General features: G+C 65.4%; 20 protein-coding genes and 1 riboswitch. Of the genes, 9 read left to right on the top strand and 11 right to left on the bottom strand.

From position 1 onward, the window contains the following. Window positions 1–16: 16 nt before the first annotated feature. The 8 genes from E0E41_RS08635 to gcvT form a co-directional block, all read right to left on the bottom strand. Window positions 17–205, bottom strand: coding sequence for a DUF3169 family protein (locus E0E41_RS08635; RefSeq protein ID WP_130869563.1), 189 nt, complete (start codon window positions 203–205; stop codon window positions 17–19). Further along, complete coding sequence (locus E0E41_RS08630) at window positions 127–438, bottom strand: DUF3169 family protein (RefSeq protein ID WP_165450529.1); 312 nt, start codon at window positions 436–438, stop codon at window positions 127–129. The genes E0E41_RS08635 and E0E41_RS08630 overlap by 79 nt, the downstream gene beginning before the upstream one ends. A 162-nt stretch (window positions 439–600) precedes the next feature. After that, complete coding sequence (locus tag E0E41_RS08625) at window positions 601–816, bottom strand: helix-turn-helix transcriptional regulator (RefSeq protein WP_130869562.1); 216 nt, start codon at window positions 814–816, stop codon at window positions 601–603. Between the two features lie 91 nt (window positions 817–907). Continuing rightward, window positions 908–2,212: a dihydrolipoyl dehydrogenase family protein gene (locus tag E0E41_RS08620; RefSeq protein WP_130869561.1), complete on the bottom strand. Its 1,305-nt coding sequence runs from the start codon at window positions 2,210–2,212 to the stop codon at window positions 908–910. Window position 2,213: 1 nt separating this feature from the next. Then, a complete protein-coding gene (gene gcvPB, locus E0E41_RS08615; RefSeq protein ID WP_130869560.1) occupies window positions 2,214–3,635 on the bottom strand; it encodes an aminomethyl-transferring glycine dehydrogenase subunit GcvPB in 1,422 nt (473 codons plus the stop codon). Further along, window positions 3,626–4,939 carry an aminomethyl-transferring glycine dehydrogenase subunit GcvPA gene (gene gcvPA, locus E0E41_RS08610; protein WP_130869559.1) on the bottom strand — a complete coding sequence of 438 codons (1,314 nt, stop codon included), beginning with the start codon at window positions 4,937–4,939 and terminating at the stop codon, window positions 3,626–3,628. The genes gcvPB and gcvPA overlap by 10 nt, the downstream gene beginning before the upstream one ends. Before the next feature lie 2 nt (window positions 4,940–4,941). Then, window positions 4,942–5,322: a glycine cleavage system protein GcvH gene (gcvH, locus tag E0E41_RS08605; RefSeq protein ID WP_130869558.1), complete on the bottom strand. Its 381-nt coding sequence runs from the start codon at window positions 5,320–5,322 to the stop codon at window positions 4,942–4,944. Between the two features lie 33 nt (window positions 5,323–5,355). Further along, on the bottom strand, window positions 5,356–6,432 hold the full coding sequence (gcvT, locus tag E0E41_RS08600; RefSeq protein ID WP_130869557.1) for a glycine cleavage system aminomethyltransferase GcvT: 1,077 nt from the start codon (window positions 6,430–6,432) through the stop codon (window positions 5,356–5,358). 125 nt (window positions 6,433–6,557) lie between these two features. Further along, window positions 6,558–6,642, bottom strand: a riboswitch (glycine riboswitch). A 142-nt stretch (window positions 6,643–6,784) separates the two neighbouring features. On the opposite strand from gcvT, the gene E0E41_RS08595 reads away from it, so the two are divergent. The 6 genes from E0E41_RS08595 to E0E41_RS08570 all read left to right on the top strand — a co-directional run bounded on the left by E0E41_RS08595 (window position 6,785) and on the right by E0E41_RS08570 (window position 18,527). Further along, window positions 6,785–7,231 (top strand): dipicolinate synthase subunit A N-terminal domain-containing protein, encoded by a 447-nt coding sequence (locus E0E41_RS08595; protein WP_130869556.1) that lies wholly within the window; start codon window positions 6,785–6,787, stop codon window positions 7,229–7,231. Window positions 7,232–7,257: 26 nt separating this feature from the next. Next, the gene (locus E0E41_RS19120; RefSeq protein ID WP_130869555.1) at window positions 7,258–8,862 is read left to right on the top strand and encodes a recombinase family protein; all 1,605 of its coding nucleotides are present in this window, start codon (window positions 7,258–7,260) and stop codon (window positions 8,860–8,862) included. A 151-nt stretch (window positions 8,863–9,013) separates the two neighbouring features. Further along, the gene (locus E0E41_RS08585) at window positions 9,014–16,120 is read left to right on the top strand and encodes an S-layer homology domain-containing protein (protein ID WP_130869554.1); all 7,107 of its coding nucleotides are present in this window, start codon (window positions 9,014–9,016) and stop codon (window positions 16,118–16,120) included. Window positions 16,121–16,198: 78 nt separating this feature from the next. Further along, on the top strand, window positions 16,199–17,377 hold the full coding sequence (locus E0E41_RS08580; RefSeq protein ID WP_130869553.1) for a YibE/F family protein: 1,179 nt from the start codon (window positions 16,199–16,201) through the stop codon (window positions 17,375–17,377). 56 nt (window positions 17,378–17,433) lie between these two features. After that, window positions 17,434–17,946 carry an NAD(P)-dependent oxidoreductase gene (locus tag E0E41_RS08575; RefSeq protein WP_242623738.1) on the top strand — a complete coding sequence of 171 codons (513 nt, stop codon included), beginning with the start codon at window positions 17,434–17,436 and terminating at the stop codon, window positions 17,944–17,946. A 2-nt stretch (window positions 17,947–17,948) separates the two neighbouring features. Then, a complete protein-coding gene (locus tag E0E41_RS08570) occupies window positions 17,949–18,527 on the top strand; it encodes a dipicolinate synthase subunit B (protein ID WP_130869552.1) in 579 nt (192 codons plus the stop codon). A gap of 65 nt (window positions 18,528–18,592) precedes the next feature. On the opposite strand, the gene E0E41_RS08565 is transcribed toward E0E41_RS08570, so the two are convergent. Beyond that, window positions 18,593–19,615 (bottom strand): PepSY domain-containing protein, encoded by a 1,023-nt coding sequence (locus E0E41_RS08565; RefSeq protein ID WP_130869551.1) that lies wholly within the window; start codon window positions 19,613–19,615, stop codon window positions 18,593–18,595. Window positions 19,616–19,905: 290 nt separating this feature from the next. On the opposite strand from E0E41_RS08565, the gene rpsF reads away from it, so the two are divergent. The 3 genes from rpsF to rpsR all read left to right on the top strand — a co-directional run bounded on the left by rpsF (window position 19,906) and on the right by rpsR (window position 21,021). Continuing rightward, window positions 19,906–20,202 carry a 30S ribosomal protein S6 gene (rpsF, locus tag E0E41_RS08560; protein ID WP_130869550.1) on the top strand — a complete coding sequence of 99 codons (297 nt, stop codon included), beginning with the start codon at window positions 19,906–19,908 and terminating at the stop codon, window positions 20,200–20,202. 16 nt (window positions 20,203–20,218) lie between these two features. Continuing rightward, window positions 20,219–20,704, top strand: a complete 486-nt coding sequence (locus E0E41_RS08555; RefSeq protein ID WP_130869549.1) for a single-stranded DNA-binding protein — start codon at window positions 20,219–20,221, stop codon at window positions 20,702–20,704. 77 nt (window positions 20,705–20,781) lie between these two features. After that, complete coding sequence (gene rpsR / locus E0E41_RS08550; RefSeq protein WP_087238992.1) at window positions 20,782–21,021, top strand: 30S ribosomal protein S18; 240 nt, start codon at window positions 20,782–20,784, stop codon at window positions 21,019–21,021. Between the two features lie 50 nt (window positions 21,022–21,071). Here rpsR and E0E41_RS08545 read toward each other — a convergent pair whose 3' ends face one another. After that, window positions 21,072–23,057, bottom strand: coding sequence for a sensor histidine kinase (locus tag E0E41_RS08545; RefSeq protein WP_130869548.1), 1,986 nt, complete (start codon window positions 23,055–23,057; stop codon window positions 21,072–21,074). Window positions 23,058–23,091: 34 nt separating this feature from the next. Further along, window positions 23,092–23,796 carry a response regulator transcription factor gene (locus tag E0E41_RS08540; protein ID WP_130869547.1) on the bottom strand — a complete coding sequence of 235 codons (705 nt, stop codon included), beginning with the start codon at window positions 23,794–23,796 and terminating at the stop codon, window positions 23,092–23,094. Window positions 23,797–23,918 lie beyond the last annotated feature (122 nt).

Here is a 23,918-nt window from a genome sequence, read left to right as displayed (position 1 = left end):
GGACCGGACTTTTTGCTTATTTGGAGCGGCTCAGCCTGATGCAGGTCAGGCAGTAGGTGACCTGGAGCACCCCCAGGACCACCAGCACCGTCAGGGCGGGCAGCAGGCCGATGTCAAAGGAGAAATTCAGCACGGTGAACACCACCCAGAGGCACAGACAGGTACCGGCGGCCACCCGGAAGGCCTGATAGGCGGCCTGGCCCATCTGGGCTTTTTCCGCCTCGTCGCAGCTGCCCAGCCACTTTCCGACAGGAAGAAAAAGTCCAGAATGACGGCCAGGGCGGTGAAGAGCAGCACATAGCTGAGGGAGATCTCAATGCCCTCCGCCAGATCCTCGTCCTCCCCGTCCCAGCGGCTGTACCGGCCCTTGGCAGAGCGGTACAGCCCCAGTCCGATGCCCAGCAGGATCACCGAGCTCACCGGGATGCCCCAGGACACCGCCGCCGCCAGAAGCCCCTCCAGGCCCGCCTCCGCCCAGCCGGCCAGGCCGGTGGGTCCGGCGATACTGACGAAAAGCCGCCCGCGCCTCCCAGCAGGGCAAAGAGCAGCACTGACCCCAAAAATCTGGGCAGGGCCCTGCGATTTTCCTGTGTTACCTTGTCATGCATGGTTTCCATCCTCCTCATAGCTGAAAATATCCTCCACGGTTACCCCACACAGCCTGGCCAGCTTCAGGGCAAGAGTGACGGAGGGGGAGTAGTCCCCCCGCTCGATCTGGCTGATGGTCTGCCTGGACACCCCCGCCATGCGGCCCAGCTCCTGCTGGTTGACCCCCAGCCGGGCCCGGTGTTCCTTCAGCCGGTTGTAAAGCGGCATGATATCGCCTCCTGTGTGACAATGATCCCTGTCAAGAGGAAAGATAAAAAAGTCCGGCCCCAAGTGGGACCGGACTTTTTGAAAAGCGGATTTACTTGTTCAGGGCTTCCGCGCCTGCCTCTACCGCGGCGGTGATGGCCTCGGCAAAGGTGGGGTGGGGGCGGACCGGCCGGAGGAGCTGCTCCGCCGTCAGGCCCAGGGTGACCGCCAGGGTCAGCTCGTCGATCAGGTCGGAGGCCCGATAGCAGCACAGCTGGGCACCCAGCAGGGCATGGCTGTCCTTGTGGAACACCAGCTTGATGAAGCCCCGCTTGCCCCCCTCGATGAGGGTGCGGCCGTTGGCGCCCATGACGCACTTGCCGCTGACGGCGGGAATATTCCGGGCCCTGGCCTCGTCCAGGGTCAGGCCCACCTGGGCCAGCTCCGGGTCGGTGTACACGCAGGAGGGAATGGGGGAGGTGCCCCGGTGGGGGGTGCGGCCCAGCAGCAGATCGGCTACCACGTCTCCCTCCGCCTCCGCCTTGTGGGCCAGCATGGCTCCGCCGATGGCGTCCCCGATGGCGTAGATGGAGGGGATGGAGGTGCGGAAGTGGTCGTCTGCCGTCAGGAAGCCCCGCTCCATGGCGGGGGAGATCCCCTCGAACAGGCCAGCGGTGGCGGGCTTGCGTCCGGCGGCCACCAGCACCGTGTCGGCTTCCAGGACCTGCTCCGCCCCCTTGTGGGTAAAGCGGACAACGGGGCCGGGGGTGATTTCGGACACCGAGGCGCCGGTGTACACCGTCACCCCCGCCTTTTTCAGCTCCATGGTCAGGCTCTGGGACAGCTCCCGGTCCAGATTGGCGATGAGCCGGTCCAGGGCCTCCACAATGGTGACCTTACACCCGGAGCTGGCCCACACCCAGGCCAGCTCCACCCCGATGACGCCCCCGCCGATGATGAGCAGGTGGTCCCGGGGCCGGATGTCGTCCATCAGGCCGTCGCTGTTTACGACACCGGGCAGGTCCATCCCGGGAATGGGGAGGGGGGCAGGGAAGGAGCCCACGGCAACCAGGATGGACCTGCCCTCCCACACCGTGCCGTCCGGGGTCCTGACGGTGTTGGGGCCGGTGATGACAGCCTGGGCGGGAACCACCTCCACCTTGGCGGCTTTCAGCTGCTTCTCCATGCCGGAGCGGAGGGTGGTTACCACGTTTTCCTTTTCCGCGGCCAGGGCGGCCCAGTCGCACCCCGGCCTGGCCCCGTGGAGCAGGGCCTTGGTGGGAATGCACCCCCGGTTCAGGCAGGTGCCCCCCACCTGTCGGGGCTCAAACAGGGCCACCGACAGGCCGCCCCTGGCGGCCCGGAGGGCGGCGGCGCAGCCGCCGGGCCCTCCGCCGATAATCAGCAGATCGTACATCTCAGCCCTCCGGGAAGGCGTACCGCACCACCGGATGGCGGGCGGCGGCAGTCTCGTCCGGGCGGCCCACCACGGTGGAGTGGGGGGCGGCGTGGAGGGCCTCCGGGTCCTCCTTGGCCCGGCGGAGGATGTCCGCCAGCACTTCTGCCGCCTGATCCAGGGTCTCGGGAGCCTCGGTCTCGGTGGGCTCGAACATCAGCGCCTCGTGGACGATGAGGGGGAAGTACATCGTGGGCGGGTGGATGCCGGCGTCCAGCATGGCCTTGGCCACATCCAGGGCGGACACCCCCGTCTCCTTCTTCAGCCCCTCCAGGGTGAGGACGAACTCGTGCATGCACAGCCCGGGGAAAGCGGCGGTATAGCCCGCCTCCTCCAGCTTGTGCTTCAGGTAATTGGCGTTGAGCACCGCCCCCTGGGCGGCCTCCGCCACCCGGGAGTTGCCCAGCCGCATCAGGTAGGCCAGGGCCTTCACCACCACCAGGAAGTTGGCGTGGAAGGCCCGGACCTGGCCGATGGAGTGGGCGCCGCCGTTGCCGCACAGGGCGGAGCCGGGCATGAAGGGGGCCAGGAACTCCTTGCAGCCCACCGGGCCGCTGCCGGGGCCGCCGCCGCCGTGGGGGGTGGCGAAGGTCTTGTGCAGGTTCAGGTGGCACACGTCGAAGCCCATGTCTCCCGGCCGGGCCACCCCCATGATGGCGTTCAGGTTGGCCCCGTCGTAGTACACCAGGCCGCCGGCCTCGTGGACGATTCTGGTGATCTCCAGAATGTCCCGCTCAAAGAGGCCCACCGTGTTGGGGTTGGTGAGCATGAGCCCCGCCGTATCCGGGCCGCAGGCGGCCTTCAGGGCCTCCAGGTCCACCAGGCCCTCCGCCGTGGAGGGAATGTTGCGGACGGTGAAGCCCGCCATGGCCGCCGAGGCCGGGTTGGTGCCGTGGGCCGAGTCGGGCACCAGGATCACCGTCCGGGCATTGTCCCCCCGGTGGCGGTGGTAGGCCTTGATGAGCAGCAGGCCGGTAAACTCCCCGTGGGCGCCGGCGGCGGGCTGGAGGGTCACCCGGTCCATGCCGGTGATCCGGGCCAGGGCGTACTCCGTCTGGGCCATGGCCAGCTGGCAGCCCTTGATGGTGTGGCCGGGCTGGAGGGGGTGGATGCCGGTGAAGCCGGGGAGGGCGGCCATGTCCTCTCCCAGCTTGGGATTGTACTTCATGGTGCAGGAGCCCAGAGGGTAGAACCCGTCGCACACGCCGAAGGCCCGGCGGGCCAGGGCCTGGTAGTGGCGGGACAGGTCGCTCTCCCCGATCTCCGGCAGCCGGGGGGCTTTTTTGCGGGCGAATTCCTCCGGCACCGGGCACTCCGGCACGTCCAGCGGGGGCAGCAGGTCGGTGCCCCGGCCGGGACGGCTCCGCTCAAAAATCAGTTCCATATGCCCAGCACCTCCTTCACGATGGACACCGTCTGGTCCAGCTCTTCCTTGGTCTGCTTTTCGGTGACGCACCACAGCAGCCCGTCCTTCAGGGGCAGGCCGCCCAGAATGCCCTTGGCCTCCAGACCCGCCAGCACGTCGGCGGGGCCACGCAGGTCGGTGACGAACTCATGGAAGAAGGGGCCGGGATACCGCAGGGTGACCCCGGGCAGGGCGCACAGCTGGTCCGCCAGATAGTGGGCCTTGGCATAGCACTGCTCGCCCACCTGGCGTAGCCCATTGGGACCCATCATGGACAGGTACACCGAGGCGGTGAGGGCGCACAGGGCCTCGTTGGAGCAGATGTTGGAGGAGGCCTTTTCACGGCGGATGTGCTGCTCTCTGGCCTGCATGGTGAGCACGAAGGCCCGGCGGCCTTCCTTGTCTGCAGTCTCTCCCACGATGCGGCCGGGCAGCTTGCGCATCATGGCATGGGTGGTGGCCATGAAGCCCAGATAGGGACCGCCCCAGGACAGGGGCAGACCGAGAGGCTGGCCCTCGCCTACGGCGATGTCGGCGCCCCAGGCGGCGGGGGGTTCCAGCACCCCCAGGGTGATGGGATTCACTCCGGCGATGAGCTTGGCACCCCCGTCATGGGCGGCCTGAGCCAGGGCGGTCCCGTCCTCCAGCAGACCGTAGAAGTTGGGCTGCTGGATGTACACGCAGGCGGTCTGGTCGTCCACCAGGCCGGTGAGATCGGTGCGGCCGTCCTTCACCGGGGCCACCACCACCTCGGTGTCCGCCCCGAAGCAGTAGGTCCTGATGGTGGCGATCACGTCCGGGTGGGCGGCGCCGGATACCACGGCCTTCGTCCGCTTCCGGTCCCGGCACATGGCCACCGCCTCCGCCGCGGCGGAGGCCCCGTCATACACCGAGGCGTTGGCGGCGTCCATCCCGGTGAGCTCGCAGATCATGGTCTGGAACTCGAAAATCGACTGGAGCACGCCCTGGCTGATCTCCGCCTGATAGGGGGTGTAGGCGGTGACGAACTCCTCCTTGGAAGCGATGCGGCTCACCGCGGAGGGGATGTAGTGGTCATAGGCCCCGGCGCCCCGGAGAATGGTGGTAAAGCGGGTGTTCTGAGCGGCCAGCTTCTCCATGGCCCGGCGGACCTCCAGCTCGCTCATGGGCTCGGGCAGGTCCAGGGGACCGTCGATGTACACCTCATCCGGCACGTCCCGGTACAGGTCCCGGGGCCCCTTCAGCCCCAGCGCCTCATATTGCCGCGCCCGTTCCTCCGGGGCGGCGGGCAGGTATCCGCCCATGGTCATCCCTCCTCGGCAGCACAGTGGGCCTCATAGGCCCCGGCGTCCAGCAGCTCCTCCTCGCCGGTGACCTGCTCCACCTTGACAAACCAGGCGTTGTAGGGGTCCTCGTTCACCAGGGCGGGATTGTCCAGCAGCTCCTCGTTGACCTCCAGCACCACGCCGGACACCGGGGAGATCACGTCGGACACCGCCTTGACGGACTCCACATCGCCAAAGGCCTCCCCCGCGTTGACCGGATCGCCGGGCTGGGGCAGGTTGACGAACACGATGTCGCCCAGGGAATCCTGAGCAAAGTCGGTGAGGCCCACCACGGCCACCCCGTCCTCCATCTTGAGCCACTCGTGGGATTTGGTATATTGCAGTTCGGTGGGAATGTTCATAACGATTACCTCCTGTATTTCAATGTAAATAAGTTACCCTCTTTTATAAAACGGGGTCTTGACGACCTCCGCCTCGATCCTCCGGCCCCGGACGTCCACCTGCACCACGGTGCCCGGCTCCTTGTAGGCCACGTCCACCATGGCCATGGCCACCGCCTGGCCCAGCCAGGGGCAGTGGGTGCCAGAGGTGACCACGCCGATCTGCTTCTCCCCGTCGTACACCGGGCACTCCTCCCGGGCGATGCCCCGGCCGGTGATCTTCAGTCCCACCCGGCGGCGGGAGACCGGCCGGGCCTTTTCCAGGGCGGCCTTGCCGATGAAGTCCGGTTTCTCCAGCTTGACAAAAATACCCAGCACCGCCTCGTAGGGGTTGATGGCGGGGGAGAGCTCGTGGCCGTACAGGGGCATGGCGGCCTCCAGCCGCAGGGTGTCCCTCGCACCCAGGCCGCAGGGAATCAGCCCAAAGGGCTTGCCCGCCTCCAGCAGAGCGTCCCACAGGGTGGGGGCGTCCGCCGGGGCGCAGTACAGCTCGAACCCGTCCTCCCCGGTGTATCCCGTCCGGGACACCATGCAGGGGATACCCTTCACCGTGCCCCGCAGCACGGCGGAGTAATTCTTCTCGGGGATATCGGACGTCAGGGTGCGGAGGATCTCCTCCGCCCTGGGGCCCTGGAGGGCCAGCTGGGCCACCCTGTCCGACCAGTCCTCCATGACGCAGTCCCCGGTCAGGTGGTCCGCGATCCAGGCGGCGTCTTTGTCCTTGTTGGCGGCGTTGACCACGATGAAGTACACCGTGTCGCTGACCTTGTAGACGATCAGGTCGTCCACCACGCCGCCGTCCTCGTAGCACATGGGGGAATAGCGGGCCTGCCCCTCGTACATGCCGGAAAAGTCGTTGGTCATCAGCTTGTTCACGTTGGCCAGGGCGTCTGCCCCCCGCAGCACCAGCTCCCCCATATGGGACACGTCGAACAGGCCGCAGGCCGACCGCACCGCCTTGTGCTCGGCGATGACGCCGGAGTACTGCACCGGCAGCAGCCAGCCGGCGAAGGGGACGATCTTGCCCCCGGCCGCCACATGCCGCTCATAGAGCGGGGTCTTTCGTTCCATTTCCAATTCCTCCTTCCCTTTTTACGCAGCAAAAAAGCGCATGGCAAATACGCCATGCGCCTCTGTCCTGGTACCTGAGAGTTTTGCCCCCGTCGGCGCGGGCCGGGGCCCGCTTTCCAGAGTTTCGTCAGGGACCGGTCCTTCTGCCTGAGAGATCACTGCGCTGCCCCTTCGGCGGCGGCCTTTGCCGCGCTCTCCCGGTCCCGTCATCCGACAATATGAACTTATGGGTTTGGTTCCGTTCTCAGTATATGGGAGGTTGGAGGAAAAGTCAACCGCCAGTTTCCCCTTTGCCGCACCCTTTTTCAAAAGGCACATAAGATGGGATGCGGCGGGGAAGGAGGCGTATGCTGTGAGACATGAACTGGACATTTGGATCATCGGCGGGGACCGGCGGCAGGTGCGGCTGGCCGGCCTGCTGGCGGAGGACGGACATACGGTACATACCCTGGGCCTGGGCCCGGCGGGGGAGGGGGTAAAGGAGGAGAAGGAGCTCTCCGGTGCGGCTCTGGCCGACTGCGTGGTGCTCCCTCTGCCGACGGCGGCTCCCGGCGGCAGGCTAAACGCCCCCCTGGCGGCGGAGCCCCTGACCCTGGAGGCGGTCTTTGCCGCCCTGCGGCCGGGGCAGGTGATCTGCGCCGGCCGGGTGGATTCCGCCACCCAGGCCATGGCCCGGGACCGGGGGCTGGTCCTCCACGACTACTTTGCCCGGGAGGAGCTGGCGGTGGCCAACGCGGTGCCCGCCGCATGGAGCATGGGACACAGGCATATACCTTTTATATGCCCCGAGCGGGGCTGAGATCGTGCCGAAAGGAGGAATGGGTTATGGACCCTGGCGCCGACGCCCCCCTGCGGGCGGCCGCCTATTGCCGGGTATCCACCGACAAGGAGGACCAGCGCAATTCCCTGGCCGCCCAGCGGGACTTCTTCCAGGAGTACATCCGGGACCATCCGGGGTGGACCCTGGTGGGGATCTTTGCCGACGAGGGCCTGTCCGGCACCTCGGCCCGGCGGCGGCCCCAGTTCAGCCGGATGATCCGCCGGGCCATGGACGGGGAGATCGACCTGATCCTGACCAAGGAGGTGTCCCGCTTCGCCCGCAACACCGTGGACACCCTCCAGATCACCCGGCGGCTGAAGGAGCGGGGGGTGGGGGTGTGCTTCCTGAATGACAACATCGACACCCGGGAGGACGACGGGGAGTTCCGCCTGACCATCATGGCCAGCGTGGCCCAGGAGGAGAGCCGCAAGATCTCCGAGCGGACACGGTGGGGCCAGCTCCAGGCCATGCGCCGGGGGGTGGTCTTCGGCAACGACTCCATCTACGGGTATACCCTCCGGGGCGGACGGCTGGCCGTGGAGCCGGAGCAGGCGGACGTCGTGAGGCGGATCTACCGGGCCTTCCTCACGGAGCGCAAGGGCGCCCGGGCCATCGCCCGGGCACTGACCCGGGCGGGCGTGGCCCCGCCGCTGCGCTCCGACGGCGTCTGGTCGGCCAACACGGTGCTGGGCATCCTCCGCAACGAAAAATACTGCGGTGACCTGCTCCAGAAAAAATACCGCACCACCGACCACCTGACCCACCGGAAGGTGGTCAACGACGGCACGGAGGAGCGGTTCTGCCTGCGGGACCACCATGAGGCCATCGTCAGCCGGGCGGATTTCCAGGCCGTCCAGGCCGAGCTGGCCCGGCGGGCGGGGCTGAAGGAGGCGGGGAGCCGCTTTTCCGCCCGGTACTGGTATTCGGGAAAGATCCGCTGCGGGGGGTGCGGCAGGAGCTTTACTCTCAAGCGCACCCGCCGGGCCGACGGCACGGAATACACCCGCTTCGTCTGCCGGGGGCGGCTGGAGGGGACCGGCGCCTGCCGGATGCCCGCCGTCCGGGGGGAGGTCCTTCTGGCGGCGGTGCGGGCGGTGTGGAAGTGTCTGCCCTTGGACCGCCCGGCCATGGCGGCGGAGGTGCTCCGGGCGCTGGAGGCCCCGGCGCCGGACGGGAGGGAGGCGGAGCGGCTGCGGCAGGCCCTGCTGCGGCAGGAGGGCCGGCGGGACCGGGCGGCAGAGGCCTACCTGGACGGGACCCTGGACCGGGCCCAGCTGCGCCGCATCCTCTCCCGCTTGGAGGGAGAGACGGCCCGGCTCCATAGGGAGCTGGCGGCACTGGAAGCGGAGGAGAGGGGAAAATCGGACGGGGACCGCCTCCGGGCGGCGAAAGACCTGGTGCGGCGGGAGCTGGAGGGGGGAGAGGCTCTCCTGGACGAGCTGGTGCGGCAGGTGACCGTGCTGCCGGACTGTCTCCTGGTGGAGGCGGCGGAGCTGCCGGTCCGGTTCCGGGTCCGGGCCGTGGGCGGGGGGACCGGGCAGAACTACCGGGTCCGGGTGACGGAATGCCGCCCTGAGCCGTTCCATGAGGAGAGACAAACTGCACAATAATTTTACATTTTCTACACAGTGTAATGGGTAAATTACCGAGAAAGGGATTGTGCTTCCAGGGGAAATTTGATAAAATACATCGTACGGAAATGATACGGATTCCGGGAGTTCAAGTTGGACGGCAAAATAAGGAAAGGATGGATGATTTGGCATGAAACGAAGGCCCAAGACGCTCCTGTCCCTACTGATGGTGATTGCCATACTTCTCTCCCTGCTGCCCGGCACGATCTTTGCCGCCGGGGGAACGGGGACCTTTGAGAAAATTGCGGCACAGGAAGATCTGACCAGCGGCCAGTACGTCATGGCGGTGGACACGGGCTATGCCGTGGGCGCCCTGGACGGCAGCTGGCTCTCCGCGGTACAGGTCACCGACGAGAGCGGGACCCTGACCGACCCGGATGCCAGCCTGGTGTGGAACGTGGAGGTCACCGCTGACGGCGTCACCCTCACCGACGCCAACGGCGTCCAGGTGGCGCCCGCAGGCGGAAACGCCAACGGTATCCAGGCGGGAACGTACACCTGGGCCGTTACCTTCGAAAACGGCACCTTCCGCTTCCTGGGTACCGGTAATGACACCGTGACCCTGGCCAGCAACAAGAGTGCGGGAAATAAATTCCGGGCCTACAAGAACACCACGATCAACGCCGGCTACCCCTGTGATTTTGCCCTCTACAAGCTGGTGGAGGGTACCGGCGGTACGCCCGATCCCCAGCCCGGCGAAGATCCAGAGCCGACGGTCGTTACCATCGCGGAGGCCCTGGCCGCTGAGGTCGGCACGGAAAACCTGACCGTCAGGGGCGTGGTCACCCTTCTCGACGGGAAGAACGTCTATCTCCAGGACAGCACCGGCGGCATCTGCGCCTTCCTGTCCACGGCGCCCTCCGACCTGGCTCTGGGGGACACCGTCATCGCCACCGGCAAGCGGGCCACCTACAACGGCCTGCCCGAGCTGGCCAGCGCTACGTATGAGAAGTCCTCCGGGCTGACCCTCACCCCCGTGGTCAAGACCATCGGGGAGCTGAGCGAGGCCGACATCTGCACCTACGTGACCATCGAGAACGTGACGGTCACCGACATCTTTGACAACAACGGCCAGTATTCCAGCCCCAATATCACCCTGAAGGACGCCGACGGCAATACCATCCAGCTCTACAAGGCCGTGGTGGGCAAGAACGGGGACAACACCTGGGCGGTGGCGGTGGACGACGTGATCACCGTCTCCGGCGCGGTGGGCGTATTCAATACCACCCTCCAGCTGCGCAACACCAGCGCCGATGAGATCCAGAACAGCACCCCCTCCGAGCCTGAGCCGGACACCATCTCCATCGCCGAGGCCCTGGCCGCTGAGGACGGCACGGAAAATCTGACCGTCAAGGGCGTGGTCACCCTTCTCGACGGCAAGAACGTCTACCTCCAGGACGGCACCGGCGGCATCTGCGCCTTCCTGTCCACGGCGCCCTCCGACCTGGCTCTGGGGGACACCGTCATCGCCACCGGCAAGCGGGCCACCTACAACGGTCTGCCCGAGCTGGCCAGCGCCACCTATGAGAAGTCCTCCGGGCTGACCCTCACTCCCGCGGTCAAGACCATCGGGGAACTGAGCACCGCCGACATCTGCACCTACGTGACCATCAAAAACCTGACGGTCACCGAGGTGTTTGACAACAACGGCGCCTACTCCAGCCCCAACATCACCCTGAAGGACGCCGACGGCAATACCATCCAGCTCTACAAGGCCGTGGTGGGCAAGAATGAGGACAACACCTGGGCGGTGGCGGTGGATGACGTGGTCACCGTCTCCGCGGCAGTGGGCGTATACGGCAGTAAGTTCCAGCTGCGCAACACCAGCGCCGACGAGATCACCAAGCCCGGCGCCTCCACCGGTCCCATCTATGACGGGGAGCAGGTGGTCATCTACAACCCCGCTTACGGCAAGGCCCTGTCGACTGAGTACAGCGGCTTCTACAACAAGAGCACCGACGTCACCCTCACCGACAGCACCCTGACCGGCTGGTCCGCCGCCGACGTGTGGACGGTGACGGACAACGGCGACGGCACCTGGTCCTTCTCCTGCAGCGGACAGAACATCGGCATGGACGACGACTACACCAGTATGCCGCTGGGCGGGAAGAACGACAAGTGGGAGCTGACGGAGGCGGGTGACGGCCTCTGGTACGTCAAGAACTCTGCCCGCGGCGCCTACATGGAGTACCAGGAAAAGTACGGCACCTGGAGCGCTTACTACAACATTGCTTCCGGCAGCGAGGGCATGTTCGCCCTGGCCTTCTATGAGGCCACCGGTCTGCCTGAGCCGCCCAGCGGCGAGGTGGAGATCCCCGAAGCCTTCGTGCTCTATAACGTGGGCGCTCAGGGCGTGCTGGCGGGACAGGATGACAACGCGACCAGCCCCTCTGTGAACAGCGCCGCCGCTGAGATCGCGGAGGGCAAGGCCTCCCCCGCCAACGGCGCCCGGGTCTTTGCCGTGGAAGAGAACGGAGCGTACTACCGCTTCAAGACCGCCGACGGCTACCTGTGCTCCAACGGCACCGGCAACAACGCCTTCTATTCCGAAGAGGCCACGGAGGACGCCGACTGGACGGTCACCGCCTTCAACGGCGGCTACAGCCTGATGAGCCGCACCGCCAAATTCAATAACAAGTACGACCAGTATCTGGAGTACTACGGCGGCTCCTACAAGACCTACAGCCTGTACGGCGACAGCGACAAGAACATCTATACCTTCTTCTTCTACCCCCTGGCCGACGGCATCACCGTCACCGAGGGCGTGGTCAACGTGCCGGCGGTGAACTTCGGCGCCCTGACCGAGGCCTATGTGAATCAGGACTACACCGTCACCTTCACCGTGGACTCCGTCTTCGGCGTGGACACCCTCACCGCCAGATACGGTGAGACGGAGGCCGCCCTCACCCAGGAGGACGGCACCTATACCTTCACCATCCCCGCCGCCGCCATGACCGCCGGTCAGCTGACCGTCACCGTGACCGGCGCGGACGTCAAGGGCGTGGACTTTACCGGCTCCGTCACCCTGGAGGTAAAGGACGAGCCCTACATCATGGATGTGTTCCCCGCCTCCGGTGCCCAGACCGGCGACGACAAGCGGCCTGAGATAGGCGTCACCTTCGGCAACGCCGGGGAGGACCCCCAGGTAGTCATGACGGTGAACGGGGAGCCTGTCTCCGCCGCCGTGGACGGCAATAAGGCCGCCTACACCCCCGCCGCCGACCTGGCCGACGGCAAGGTGACGGTGTCCGTCACCCTGACCCGCACCGATGAGAAGAGCGTCAGCCGCACCTGGAGCTTTACCATCGGCAGGGCCCAGTATCAGCTCTACTTCGGCCAGCTCCACTCCCACACCGGCGAGTACTCCGACGGCGCGGGCACCCTCCAGGAGGGCCTGAACTACGTGGCCGGCCTGCCGGAGAGCGCCAATGTGGACTTCGTGGCCTTCACCGACCACTCCAACTACTTTGACTCCAGCAGCGATTCCAACCCCGAGGCCGCCCTCTATGACGTCAGCCAGATGACGGCTGAGAGCAAGGCAAAGTGGGACACCTACACCGGCACCATCGACACCTTCAACGCCCAGCACGCCGGCGAGCTGGTGGCTCTGGCGGGCTTCGAGATGACCTGGTCCGGCGGCCCCGGCCACATCAACACCTTCAACACCCCCGGCATCGTCTCCCGCAACAACAGTACCCTGAATGCCAAGGACGGCGACGCGGGAATGAAGGCCTACTACGCCCTGCTGAGCAACGCCGCGCTGGTGGATTCCATCAGCCAGTTCAACCACCCCGGCACCACCTTCGGCAACTTCAGCGACTTCGGGTACTACGATCCCATCATCGACACCCGGATGTATCTGGTGGAGGTGGGCAACGGCGAGGGCGCCATCGGCGCCGACGGCTACTACCCCAGCTATGAGCAGTACATCATGGCCCTGGACAAGGGCTGGCACGTGGCCCCCACCAACAACCAGGACAACCACAAGGGCAAGTGGGGCAACGCCAACGACGCCCGGGACGTGATCCTCACCGATGACTTCTCCGAAGAGGGCCTGTTCGCGGCCATCCGGCAGTACCGGGTGTACGCCACCGAGGACAAGAACCTGGAGATCAACTACACCCTCAATGACCAGATGCTGGGCTCCATCATCGAGGAGGTCCCCGAGAACGTCGCCATCAGCGTCAGCGTCAACGACCCCGACAGCACCGACTCCATCGCCAAGGTGGAAGTGGTGGTCAACTCCGGCGCCGTGGCCTACACCTGGGACGATCCCGACCAGCTGGCCGCCGGCGAGCTGAGCTGCACCCTCCCCGCCGACTACAGCTACTACTTCATCCGGGTCACCCAGAGCGACGGCGACCTGGCCGTCACCGCCCCCGTATGGGTGGGCGAAGTGGTGAAGATGGGCATTTCCTCCGTGGAGTGCGGCACCTCCATCCCCGTCACCGATGAGGAACTGACCCTCACCACCACCCTGTTCAACAGCGAGGCCGCCGCCGCCACCGTGCAGAGCATCACCTACACCAGCGGCAGCGAGACCCTGTACACCGACACCACCGGTTATGAAGTGCCCGCCTCCGGCACCCTGCCGGTGGAGTGGAAGTATACCCCCACCGCCGCCAAGGTGATGACCATCACCGTCACCGCCGTGATGGAGGAGGGCGGCATCCAGTACACCTACTCCAAGAGTGTCACCCTGGATGTGATGGACGCCTCCAAGCTGGTGTACATCGGCATCGACGCCTCCCACTACAACGAGTACGTGGCAGGCAACTACAAGGACTCCATGGGCAACTTCGGCGCGCTGGCCGCCGGGTATTCGGTGCGCACCGTGGAGCTGAAAACCAGCGCCGATCTGATTGCCGCCTGTGAGAACGCAAACGGCAAGTACAAGGCCATCATCCTCACCGCCCCCTCCCGCCGCCTGGCCGACGCCCAGAAGGACCCCAGGACCTATTCCCAGGCCGAGCTGGAGGCCCTTGCCGACTTCAATGCCGCCGGCGGCATGGTGGTTCTGGCGGGCTGGTCGGACAATTATGAGAACTACGACGTCATCCAGAACAACAAGGATATTGTCCACATGGCAGCCACCCAGAACGCGGTGCTGGAGGCTCTGGGCTCCTCCCTGCGGATCGGCGACGACGCCACCTATGACGATACCTTCAGCAAGATCGACGGCGTGGATCCCTGGCGGCTGTACTTCAACACCTACAACTGGGACAGCTTCCTCACCCAGGGCATCGCGTATGACGAGGCCAACAACTACAACAATATGTATACCCAGCTGTACAGCCACTACGGCGGCGCCACGGTCTATGCCGTGGATGACAGCGGCGCGCCTGCCTCCGTCCTGCCTGAGACGGTGACGCCTGTGGTCTACGGCCACGCCTCCACCTATTCCAAGGATGTGGACGGGGACGGCCTGGGCGGCAGCGGGATCCCCAAGTATCCCGCCGCCGAGGGCGACAACCGCCTGATGGTGCTGGCTACCGAGGACCTGGGCGGCGGCAAGGGCCTCATCGTGGTGTCCGGCGCGGCCTTCATGTCCAACTTTGAGGTCCAGGCCGATGTGGACAGCGGCGCCGAGAAGAACTACTCCAACTACAACATCTGCGAAAACCTGGTAAGCTACCTCAACCCCCTGACCATTACCCCCATTGCCGATGTCCAGGCCCAGACCGAGGAGGGCATCAAGTACACTGTCGAGGGCGTGGTCACCTCCAACGCCTCCGGCTATGACAAGGACACCGCCTTCTTCGACTGCATCTACGTCCAGGACGACACCGCCGGCATCAACGCCTTCCCCGTGGCGGGCAATTACAAGAAGGGCGACATCGTCCGCATTACCGGCACCACCTCCTCCTACCAGGGAGAGCGGCAGCTCAATGTGAGCAGCATCGAGAAGATCGGCGAGGGCGAGGTCCCCGCGCCCAAGTCCATCACCACCCAGCAGGCCTCCCAGGCCGCCGAGCTGGGCAGCCTGGTGCAGATCCATGGCGTGGTGGTCAGCTTCGCCGAGGCCGAGGGCCTGGTCCAGACCATCATGGTCCGGGACGACAGCGGCTACGACGCCCGCGTGTTCATTGACGGCTACATCACCAAGGATACGCCCATCGACAACCTGGCGGTGGGCCACGAGATCACCGTGGTGGGCCTGTCCTCCTACGACAGCAGCTTTGCCGGTCCCGCCCCCCGTATCCGGGTCAGTGACCGGGCCGACATCGTCTGCGGCACGGAGGAAGTGGATATCCCGCCCGCCCAGGGCGGCGGCTCCTCCTCCGGCGGCGGCAGCAGCTCCTCCGGCAGCAAGACCGAGACCGTCACCAACCCCGACGGCTCCACCACTACCACGGTGACCAAGACGGACGGCTCCTCCACTTCCACCACCAAGTACCCCGATGGGTCCTCCGCCGTCACCAAGACCGACAAGACCGGCGCGTCGGAGACCACGGTCACGGTGTCCCGGTCCACCATGAACAGCGCGGCGGAGGATGAGATCCTCCAGCTGCCCATCCCCCAGCAGGACCCCGACGGCGCGCCCGTCATCAAGGTGGATCTGGCGGACAAGAAGGACGTAAAGGTGGAGATCCCGGTGAAGGACGCCTCCTCCGGTACCGTGGCCGTCCTGGTGGATGACGACGGCAAGGAGACGATCCTGATGGACACCGCCCTGTCCGACAGCGGCATCACCGTCACCCTGTCCGACGGCGACACCATTAAGATCATCAACAACGCCAAGAACTTTACCGACGTACCCGACACCCACTGGGCCAAGGACGTCATCGACTACGTCACCAGCCGGGAGCTGTTCCAGGGCACCGGCGCCGCTACCTTCACCCCCGACAGCCCCATGACCCGGGCCATGGGCTGGACCCTGCTGGCCCGGTTCGCCGGGGTGGATACCTCCGCGGGCAGTACCTGGTATGAGGCGGGCCTCGATTGGGTCGTGGAGCAGGGGATCTCCGACGGCACCAACCTGTACTACTACCTGACCCGTGAGCAGCTGGTCACCATGCTGTACCGCTACGCCGGCAGCCCGGCGGCCGAGGGCAGCCTCAGCGCCTTCAGCGACGCCGACTCTGTCAGCGACTGGGCCGAGGACGCCATGATCTGGGCCACCGGCCTGGGTCTGGTGGAAGGGATCGGCGACGGCAGGCTGGCGCCTCAGGGCACCGCCTCCCGGGCCGAAGTGGCCGCCCTCTTCGCCCGTTTCGTGGCGCAGATGAACGGCTGATCCAAGGCAGATACAAGGGAGCCGCCCGCCCCATGGCGGGCGGCTCCATCTTTTCAGGAGAGAGGGGGACCCACCGATATGGGCCGAAAACAAGCTGTTGAGAGGCCGCCTGTATGGACGGGCCGCCGCCTGGCCGCCGTTGTGACCGGGCTGCTGCTGTTCCTGGTCCTGGCGGCGGGCTGCCTGCTCCTGGGCGCTGGAGACACCGGGCAGACGGCGGCCCAGAAGCGGCTGTTTGCCGTGGCCCGGGTGGATGACATCCTGTCTGACAACGCCCAGCCGGAGGACTGGACGGAGGGCCTGCGGGTGGGCACCCAGCAGCTGCAGCTGGAGATCCTCACCGGCCCCTACAAGGGGGCCGTTCTGGAGGCCGCCAACTACCTGACCGCCTACGCCAATGTGGACTGCTCCCTGGGTACCCGGGTCATCGTCCGGCTGGACCTGGACGACAGCGGCGCACCCTACGTCATCTCCATCCCCAACTACGACCGGGGGCCGGTGCTGGCGGGGATGATCGCCGTGTTTGCCCTGCTGCTGGTGGTCATCGGCGGGAAGAAGGGGATCATGGCCCTGCTGGGCCTGGCCTATACCCTGGCGGGGATCTGGCTGCTGCTGATCCCCATGGTGCTGCGGGGGGGGCCCCCCATCCTGTCGGCGGTGGCCATCGCCGCCCTGACGGCGGCGGCCTCCCTGCTGATGCTCACCGGCTTCACCCGCAAGACCCTGTGCGCAGGCCTGGGCTGCGTGTGCGGCGTGGCGGCGGCGGGGCTGTTCGCCTGGATCGTGGGACAGATCACCCCCATCAGCGGATTCAACATGTCGGAGGCGGAGGACCTGGTGCTCCGGGCCTATGACAGCCCTCTGGAGATCCGGGGGCTGCTGGTCAGCGGCATCCTGATCGCCGCCCTGGGCGCGGTGATGGACGTAGCCATGTCCATCTCCTCCGCGTGCAGTGAGCTGCGGGCGGTCAATCCCGGCCTGACGGCGGGGGAGCTGTTCCGCTCCGGCATGAACATCGGCCGGGACGCCATGGGCACCATGGCCAACACCCTGATCCTGGCCTTTGCCGGCGCCGCCTTCAATATGCTGCTGCTGTTCCAGGTGTACGGCTATCCGCTGATCCAGATCATCAACAGCGACTCCATGGCCATCGAGCTGATCCAGAGCGTGGCCGGCTCCGTGGGCATCATCCTGACGGTCCCCCTGGTCTCCCTCTTCGCCTCCGTCCTGCTGACCGCCAAGGGCGGCAGGCGCTGAAAAAGCAGCTAGAATCAGAACGCGCCCCTCCGGACCTGGGTCCGGAGGGGCGCGTTTTGTCCGCCCTGTGTCCTTTTGCCCCTGCGCTCCCCACCGCAGAGGGGGCCATCCAGATCGCCCTGGAGGAGATGCCCGTCACCCTCCACGGCAGCCGGGCCCTGGTCATCGGATACGGACGGCTGGGCCGGGCCCTGGCTCCCCGGCTGGCGGGGCTGGGCGCCAGGGTCAGCGTGGCCGCCCGGAAGTATGCCCACCTGGCCTGGGCGGAGGGGTTCGGCTTCGGCACCGAGCACACCGGCGAGCTGAAAGGCTGGCTGTGCGGCTATGACCTGATCGTCAACACCGTGCCCGCCCAAGTGCTGGGGGAGGAGGAGCTGGGGGAGCTGAAGCCGGAGTGCGTGGTCATCGACCTGGCCTCCCTCCCCGGAGGCGTGGACTTTGAGGCCGCCAAGGCCCTGGGGGTAAAGGCCATTCAGGCCCTGTCCCTCCCCGGACGGGTGGCTCCGGCCACGGCGGCGGCCTACCTGCGCAATACCATCTGCCACATATTGAATGAGTTAGGAGTGTAGCTATGGAACCCATCCGGGTGGGATTCGCCTTCTGCGGGTCCTTTTGTACCTATCATCGGGCCATGACGGCCCTGGAACAGGTCCGCGCCCGCTACGGCGACGTGACTCCCATTGTCTCCGAGACCAGCGCCGCCACCGACAGCCGGTTCGGCCCGGCCCACGAGTACATGCGGGAGATGGAGCGTATCTGTGATAAGCGGGTCATCGACACCATTCCCAAGGCCGAGCCCATCGGCCCCAAGCATCTGCTGGATGTGCTGGTGATCTGTCCCTGTACCGGCAACACCCTGGCCAAGCTGGCGGGCGGCATCACCGACACCACGGTGACCATGGCGGCCAAGGCCCACCTGCGCAACGGCGGGCCGGTGGTGATCTGCCTGGCCACCAACGACGGCCTGGCATCCTCGGCCAGAAACATCGGCACCCTGCTGGACAAGAAGAACGTCTACTTTGTCCCCTTCGGCCAGGACGATCCGGCGGAAAAACCCACCTCCCTGGTGGCCGACTTCTCCCAGGTGAACGACGCCATTGACGCCGCTCTCCGGGGGGAACAGCTCCAGCCCCTGCTGCTGGGGAAATAACCCCGGGAGACAAAAGAGGAGCGGCGCAGCAATTGCTGCGCCGCTCCTCTTTTTATTGTGTCGGCTCAGTCGTCGTAGTCCACGTCCCAGTTGATGATAGCGCCGGTGGAGGCGTTGATCTCGCAGTCGTACTCGGTGCGGCCGGAGCGCATCTCGATCTCGTAGACATAGCGGCCGTCGTCAAAGTCCAGCTGGCACTTGACCACAGTGACGCCGGAGGGAGCCTTGGCCAGGGCGATCTCCTTGGCACGGGCCTCGGTGATCAGGTTGGAGGTGGAGGTGCCGGTGCTGCCGGTGCTGTGATTCTCGAAATCCTGGTCGTAGGAGACGATGGCGCCGCTGGTGGCGTCGATCTCATAGTCGTACTCGGTGTTGCCCACGTAGAACTCCACGTCATACCGGGTCCGGCCGTCGTCCCGGTCCAGCTGGGCCTTGACGAAGGTGGCGCTGGAGGCGGATACCCCGGCGTGGTTGAGGGCGATCTCCTTGGCCTTGTCGGCGGAGATCAGGCCGGAGGTGGTGGTACCGGTGCTGGTGCCGGGCCGGTTCAGGGAGAAGTCATCCCACTCCCGGTCGTAGGAGAGCACCGCGCCGGTGGCGGCGTCGATGTCGTAGTCGTACTCGGTGTTGCCCACGTAGAACTCCACCTCATATTTGACCTTACCGTCATCCCAGTCCAGGCCGGCCTTAACGAAGACGGCGTCGGAGGCGGACACACCGGCGTGGCTCAGCGCGGCCTGCTTGGCCTTCTCCACGGTGATATAGTCGGAGGCGGCGGGGGTGGAGGCGATATACTGGTCCTGGGTGGTGAGCACGGCGGTGTAGGTGGCGGAATCAAACTCCACCTTCATGCCGGCGGCCTCACAGATGGCCCGGACGGGGGCATAGGTGGTGCCGTTGTAGGAGAACAGGGGCACTTCCTTGCCCTGCTCATTCTTGGGGGAGAACACGGCGCCGTTGAGGGTGACCCGGATGTTGTCATCCACCGTGATGGTGCGGGTGGCGGCCAGGGCGGACACGCCCAGACCCACCGTGAGCGCGGCCACCAGGATGCCGCTGGCGAAACCTTTACCGAAACCTCTTTTCATGTCTGAAAACTCCTTTACGATTTGATTTGATATAGATTGTATGTTGATCCGGTGGGCCCCGTGTGTGGGGCTTCGTCCTCCGTTCTGACTATGAAATGTGGGAGGGGGCCGTTTTATTGCACGGCCTGCTGAAAAAATTTCAAAAATCATTTCTTTTTTTAAAATGGGAAAAAACACTTGACTTTTTGGAGAATTTTTATATAATAATAGGGCTTGTTTGAAAAAACAGGTCCTATCCTTGCCCCCGACAAAGGGCGGGGGCCATACGTCCATAAGGAGGTGCAAACAAAATGGCAAAACTCAGCGGAAATTATGAGGTGGTCTACATCCTCGATCCCAACCTGAACGAGGAAGCCACCGCTGCCATGGTGTCCAAGTTCCAGACTCTGGTGGAGCAGAACGGCACTCTGGCTGAGGTCAACGAGTGGGGCAAGCGCCACCTGGCCTATCCCATCAACGACATGACCGAGGGCTACTACGTGCTGATGACCTTCAGCTCCAAGCCCGAGTTCCCCCGGGAGCTGGATCGTATCCTGCGGATCACCGACGGCGTGATGCGTTCCCTCATCGTCTGCACGGACGAGTAAGAAGGGGGAAGCGCCTATGCTGAACCGAATCATTCTCATGGGCCGCCTGGCCCGTGATCCCGAGCTCCGCCACACCCAGACGGGGACCCCCGTGGCCTCCTTCCGGCTGGCGGTGGACCGGGACTTCAAGGACAAGACCACCGGCGAGAAGGCCACCGACTGGATCGACGTGGTGGCCTGGCGCCAGACGGCGGAATTTGTCTCCCGCTTCTTCACCAAGGGCCGGCTGGCCGTGGTGGAGGGCCGGCTCCAGATGCGTGACTGGACCGACCGGGACGGCAATAAGCGCACTACCGCCGAGGTGGTGGCCGACAACGTGTATTTCGGCGACTCCAAGCGGGACGCCGAGGGCGGCGGTTACGCCCCGCCTTCCGGCGGCTACGGCGGACCCGGCGGCTATGCCCCTCCGGCGGCCCCGGCCAACAACGCCTATGCGCCCCCCGCGTCGGGCGATCAGTTCGCCGAGCTCTCCGATGACGACGATGGAGAGCTGCCCTTCTGATTGAACTTTTGGACGGCGAGAGACCGTCCTCATAAAACAAACGGGCTGCAGGCCCGTCAAAAGGAGGTTTTCCTGTTATGGCTATGGATAGAGAGCGTCCCCGCGGCCGGAAGCGCCGCAAGGTCTGCACCTTCTGCGTGGATAAGGTGGAGCACATCGACTATAAGGATGCCGCCAAGCTGCGCCGGTTCCTGTCTGAGCGGAGCAAGATCCTGCCCCGCCGCACCACCGGCACCTGCGCCATGCATCAGCGTCAGCTGACCGAGGCCATCAAGCGCGCCCGTCAGATCGCGCTGCTGCCCTTCGTCACCGACTAATCAGCAGAAAAGAAGAGCCGTCCCGTATGGGACGGCTCTTTTTTCTTGTCTTATTGCGGCTCAGGGGGCAGGGCCGGTACCTCCGGGAAGGAGACGGCGGCTTTGAACAGGTCCCCGTCGATGTCGATGCCGAACTGGCCGCCCTGGAGCTCGGTGAGGGAGCGGGCGATGGACAGCCCCAGGCCGGAGCCCTCAGTGGTGCGGGCCTCGTCCCCCCGGACGAACCGCTCCATCAGCTGTGCGGCGGGGATGTTCAGCTGCTGGCGGGAGACGTTCTTGATGGTGAGCACCGCCCGGCCCTCCCGCCGGAAGATATCCACGTAGATCCGGGTGCCGCCCTGGGCGTACTTGTTGCAGTTGGAGAGCAGGTTGTCGATTACCCGCCACAGATGGCGGCTGTCGGCCATGATCCACAGCTCCTCCGCCGGGAACCGGGGCACCACCGTCAGATTGCTCTGCTCAAATTTCTCCTCAAACTCCCCCAGAGCCTGCTGGAAGAGCTGCACCATGCCCAGCCGCTCCAGGTGGACGGGCAGGCTGCCGGTAGAGGCCTTGGAGGCCTCCACCAGGTCCTCCGTCAGCTTTTTCAGCCGCTGGCTCTTCCGGTCCAGCACCTCCAGGTAGGCGGGGGCGTCCGGGCTGTCCAGGCCCTGCTTCTTCAGCAGGTCCACGTAGTTGATGATGGAGGTGAGGGGCGTTTTCAGGTCGTGGGACACGTTGGTGATGAGCTCGGCCTTGAACCGCTCGCTCTGGATGCGCTCCTCCACCGCGGCGCTGATGGCCTGGTTCAGGTCGTTGAGCTGCCGGGCGTGGGCGGCCAGATCGTGGTACATATGGACGGTGTCGATCTGGTAATCGGTCTCGCCCCCCAGAATGTGCTCCGTGCCCGCCTGCACCTTTTTCCACTGGATGGCCCAGCGGCACAGGCCGAACAGCACCGCGCCCTGGTAGATGGGGAACAGGATGACGGTGAACCAGGTGAGCACCGAGCCCAGCACATACAGCAGAAACACCAGCACCACCCGCCAGGTGAGGGGCCAGCTCCGGGCCATAGCCCGGACGGCCCGGGCAATGAGGCGGCAGAGAGCGGCGATCACGGTGCAGGACAGGACGGTATGGGTCTTGAAGCGCACCGCCAGGGTGAGCAGATAATAGAGGACGCACAGGGCCGTCCCGCAGGAGAGAAGGGCCAGGCCCACCACCAGATCGGTGGTCAGGCCGCCCTGATTGGCGGCAAAGGTCATGGAATCGCCCCCTGCCAGCAGCAGGGCTATGGCGCAGATCAGGCCGAAGGTGAGCAGGTCCAGGGGGATCCGGTCAAAGCCGCCCCGCACCGGCCGTTCCGCCCCCTTCCGCCACCCGGCGGAGCGGAGCAGGAACACCAGCAGCACCACGAACAGGATGTCCAGGGCCAGGGCCAGCAGGGCCAGGGCGGGCAGGTAGCTGGCGTATTCCCCGTACTCCTGACGTCCGATGTAGAACTCGTCCTCCACGGTGAGAGGGTCAGTGACCCCGAACTCCAGCACCAGCTCCGAGCTGAGCATCCCGTCTCCGTTATCTGCGTACTCCGTGGGCTCTGGGTCCTGATCCCCGGAGAAACTGAGCGCGTCCCGATCCATGCTGATGGTCACCGCCTCCCGCACCACCGTGTGGACCTGGCTGTCCAGGGCCTGGTTGGGGTCGGCATTGGTGTAAATCAGCACGCCGGTGTCGTTGCGCCGGATGGCGAAGCGAAAGTTGGTCTTCTCCGGGGAGAGCAGCTCCTGCAGCTCCTCCAGCCGCTGCTGGTCCAGGTAGGGCAGGGAACCGTCGTTCCACTCCTTGTCCTGGATCAGCCAGGTCAGCTCCCTGGCCTGGTCAAAGCGGTTGCTCAGGTCCTGGTAATAGGAGTTGCTGGTGTAGTAGCCTGTCCCCGTCCACAGGGTATCCCACTGGGAGAGAATGAACAGGGAGGCCCAGAAGCCCCCCGCGCCGGTGGCCATGGCCAGGAAAAAGGCCACCAGCTTCACGGCCAGATTGGTTCTCAAGGTTTTCATCATGCGTCTCTCCCACCGGCGGAGGGGAGGGCCCTCACACCTTTTCCATCTTGTAGCCCAGGCCCCACACCACCTTGATATACCGGGGGTTGGCCGGGTCGATCTCTATTTTTTCCCGCAGGTGGCGGATGTGGACCGCCACGGTGTTCTCCGAGCCCAGAGAGGGGTCGTTCCACACCAGCTCATAGATCTGGCTGGTGGAGAACACCCGGCCCGGGTTTTTCATCAGCAGCAGGAGGATGTTGTACTCCAGCGGGGTCAGGCTCACCGGCTCCCCGTCCACCGTCACCGACTTGGCCCCGTCGTCCAGGACGATGCCGCCGTTGGTGAGCAGGGCCGGGTCTCCCGCCCCGCCGCCGGAGCTCTTGCCCCCCAGGCTGGTGTACCGCCGCAGCTGGCTCTTCACCCGGGCGATGACCTCGATGGGGTTGAAGGGCTTGGTGATGTAGTCGTCCGCCCCGATGTTCAGGCCCAGCACCTTGTCGGCGTCCTCGCTCTTGGCGGTGAGCAGGATGATGGGCACGTTGCAGCTCTCCCGCAGCTTGGCGGTGGTGCGGATGCCGTCCAGACCGGGCATCATCACGTCCAGCAGGATCAGGTCCACCGGGTTGCTCTCCGCCAGGCGGAGGCACTCCAGCCCGTCGTAGGCCTTCAGGGTGGCAAAGCCCTCGCTGGACAGGTAGATGTCCAGGGCGGACACGATGTCCTTGTCGTCGTCACAGATCAGAATGGTGTTCATATCCTCACCTCATGCTATGGCCTCAGTTTAGCGTAAAAAGATTAAGTTCCCGAGGGGAAATGTTTTAAGACTGCCTTAAGACCAGGAACATTTTACCCCACCTTCCGTCTAAAAAGCAACTG

The sequence above is a fragment of the Intestinimonas massiliensis (ex Afouda et al. 2020) genome, assembly GCF_900626285.1.
GTDB classification, from domain to species: domain Bacteria; phylum Bacillota; class Clostridia; order Oscillospirales; family Oscillospiraceae; genus Flavonifractor; species Flavonifractor massiliensis_A.
The sequence above is the reverse complement of the archived record's forward strand: the minus strand, read 5'-3'. Positions and strand labels throughout refer to the sequence as shown.

Bases quoted from the DNA above. Each gene is read 5' to 3' on its own strand.
- gcvH (WP_130869558.1), bottom strand. From the start codon at position 5,322: ATGAACATTCCCACCGAACTGCAATATACCAAATCCCACGAGTGGCTC.
- E0E41_RS08555 (WP_130869549.1), top strand. From the start codon at position 20,219: ATGCTGAACCGAATCATTCTCATGGGCCGCCTGGCCCGTGATCCCGAG.
- E0E41_RS08625 (WP_130869562.1), bottom strand. From the start codon at position 816: ATGCCGCTTTACAACCGGCTGAAGGAACACCGGGCCCGGCTGGGGGTC.
- E0E41_RS08580 (WP_130869553.1), top strand. From the start codon at position 16,199: ATGGGCCGAAAACAAGCTGTTGAGAGGCCGCCTGTATGGACGGGCCGC.
- E0E41_RS08540 (WP_130869547.1), bottom strand. From the start codon at position 23,796: ATGAACACCATTCTGATCTGTGACGACGACAAGGACATCGTGTCCGCC.
- E0E41_RS08620 (WP_130869561.1), bottom strand. From the start codon at position 2,212: ATGTACGATCTGCTGATTATCGGCGGAGGGCCCGGCGGCTGCGCCGCC.
- E0E41_RS08635 (WP_130869563.1), bottom strand. From the start codon at position 205: ATGGGCCAGGCCGCCTATCAGGCCTTCCGGGTGGCCGCCGGTACCTGT.
- gcvPA (WP_130869559.1), bottom strand. From the start codon at position 4,939: ATGGGCGGATACCTGCCCGCCGCCCCGGAGGAACGGGCGCGGCAATAT.
- rpsR (WP_087238992.1), top strand. From the start codon at position 20,782: ATGGCTATGGATAGAGAGCGTCCCCGCGGCCGGAAGCGCCGCAAGGTC.
- gcvT (WP_130869557.1), bottom strand. From the start codon at position 6,432: ATGGAACGAAAGACCCCGCTCTATGAGCGGCATGTGGCGGCCGGGGGC.
- E0E41_RS08585 (WP_130869554.1), top strand. From the start codon at position 9,014: ATGAAACGAAGGCCCAAGACGCTCCTGTCCCTACTGATGGTGATTGCC.
- E0E41_RS08545 (WP_130869548.1), bottom strand. From the start codon at position 23,057: ATGAAAACCTTGAGAACCAATCTGGCCGTGAAGCTGGTGGCCTTTTTC.
- E0E41_RS08570 (WP_130869552.1), top strand. From the start codon at position 17,949: ATGGAACCCATCCGGGTGGGATTCGCCTTCTGCGGGTCCTTTTGTACC.
- E0E41_RS08565 (WP_130869551.1), bottom strand. From the start codon at position 19,615: ATGAAAAGAGGTTTCGGTAAAGGTTTCGCCAGCGGCATCCTGGTGGCC.
- rpsF (WP_130869550.1), top strand. From the start codon at position 19,906: ATGGCAAAACTCAGCGGAAATTATGAGGTGGTCTACATCCTCGATCCC.
- E0E41_RS19120 (WP_130869555.1), top strand. From the start codon at position 7,258: ATGGACCCTGGCGCCGACGCCCCCCTGCGGGCGGCCGCCTATTGCCGG.
- gcvPB (WP_130869560.1), bottom strand. From the start codon at position 3,635: ATGGAACTGATTTTTGAGCGGAGCCGTCCCGGCCGGGGCACCGACCTG.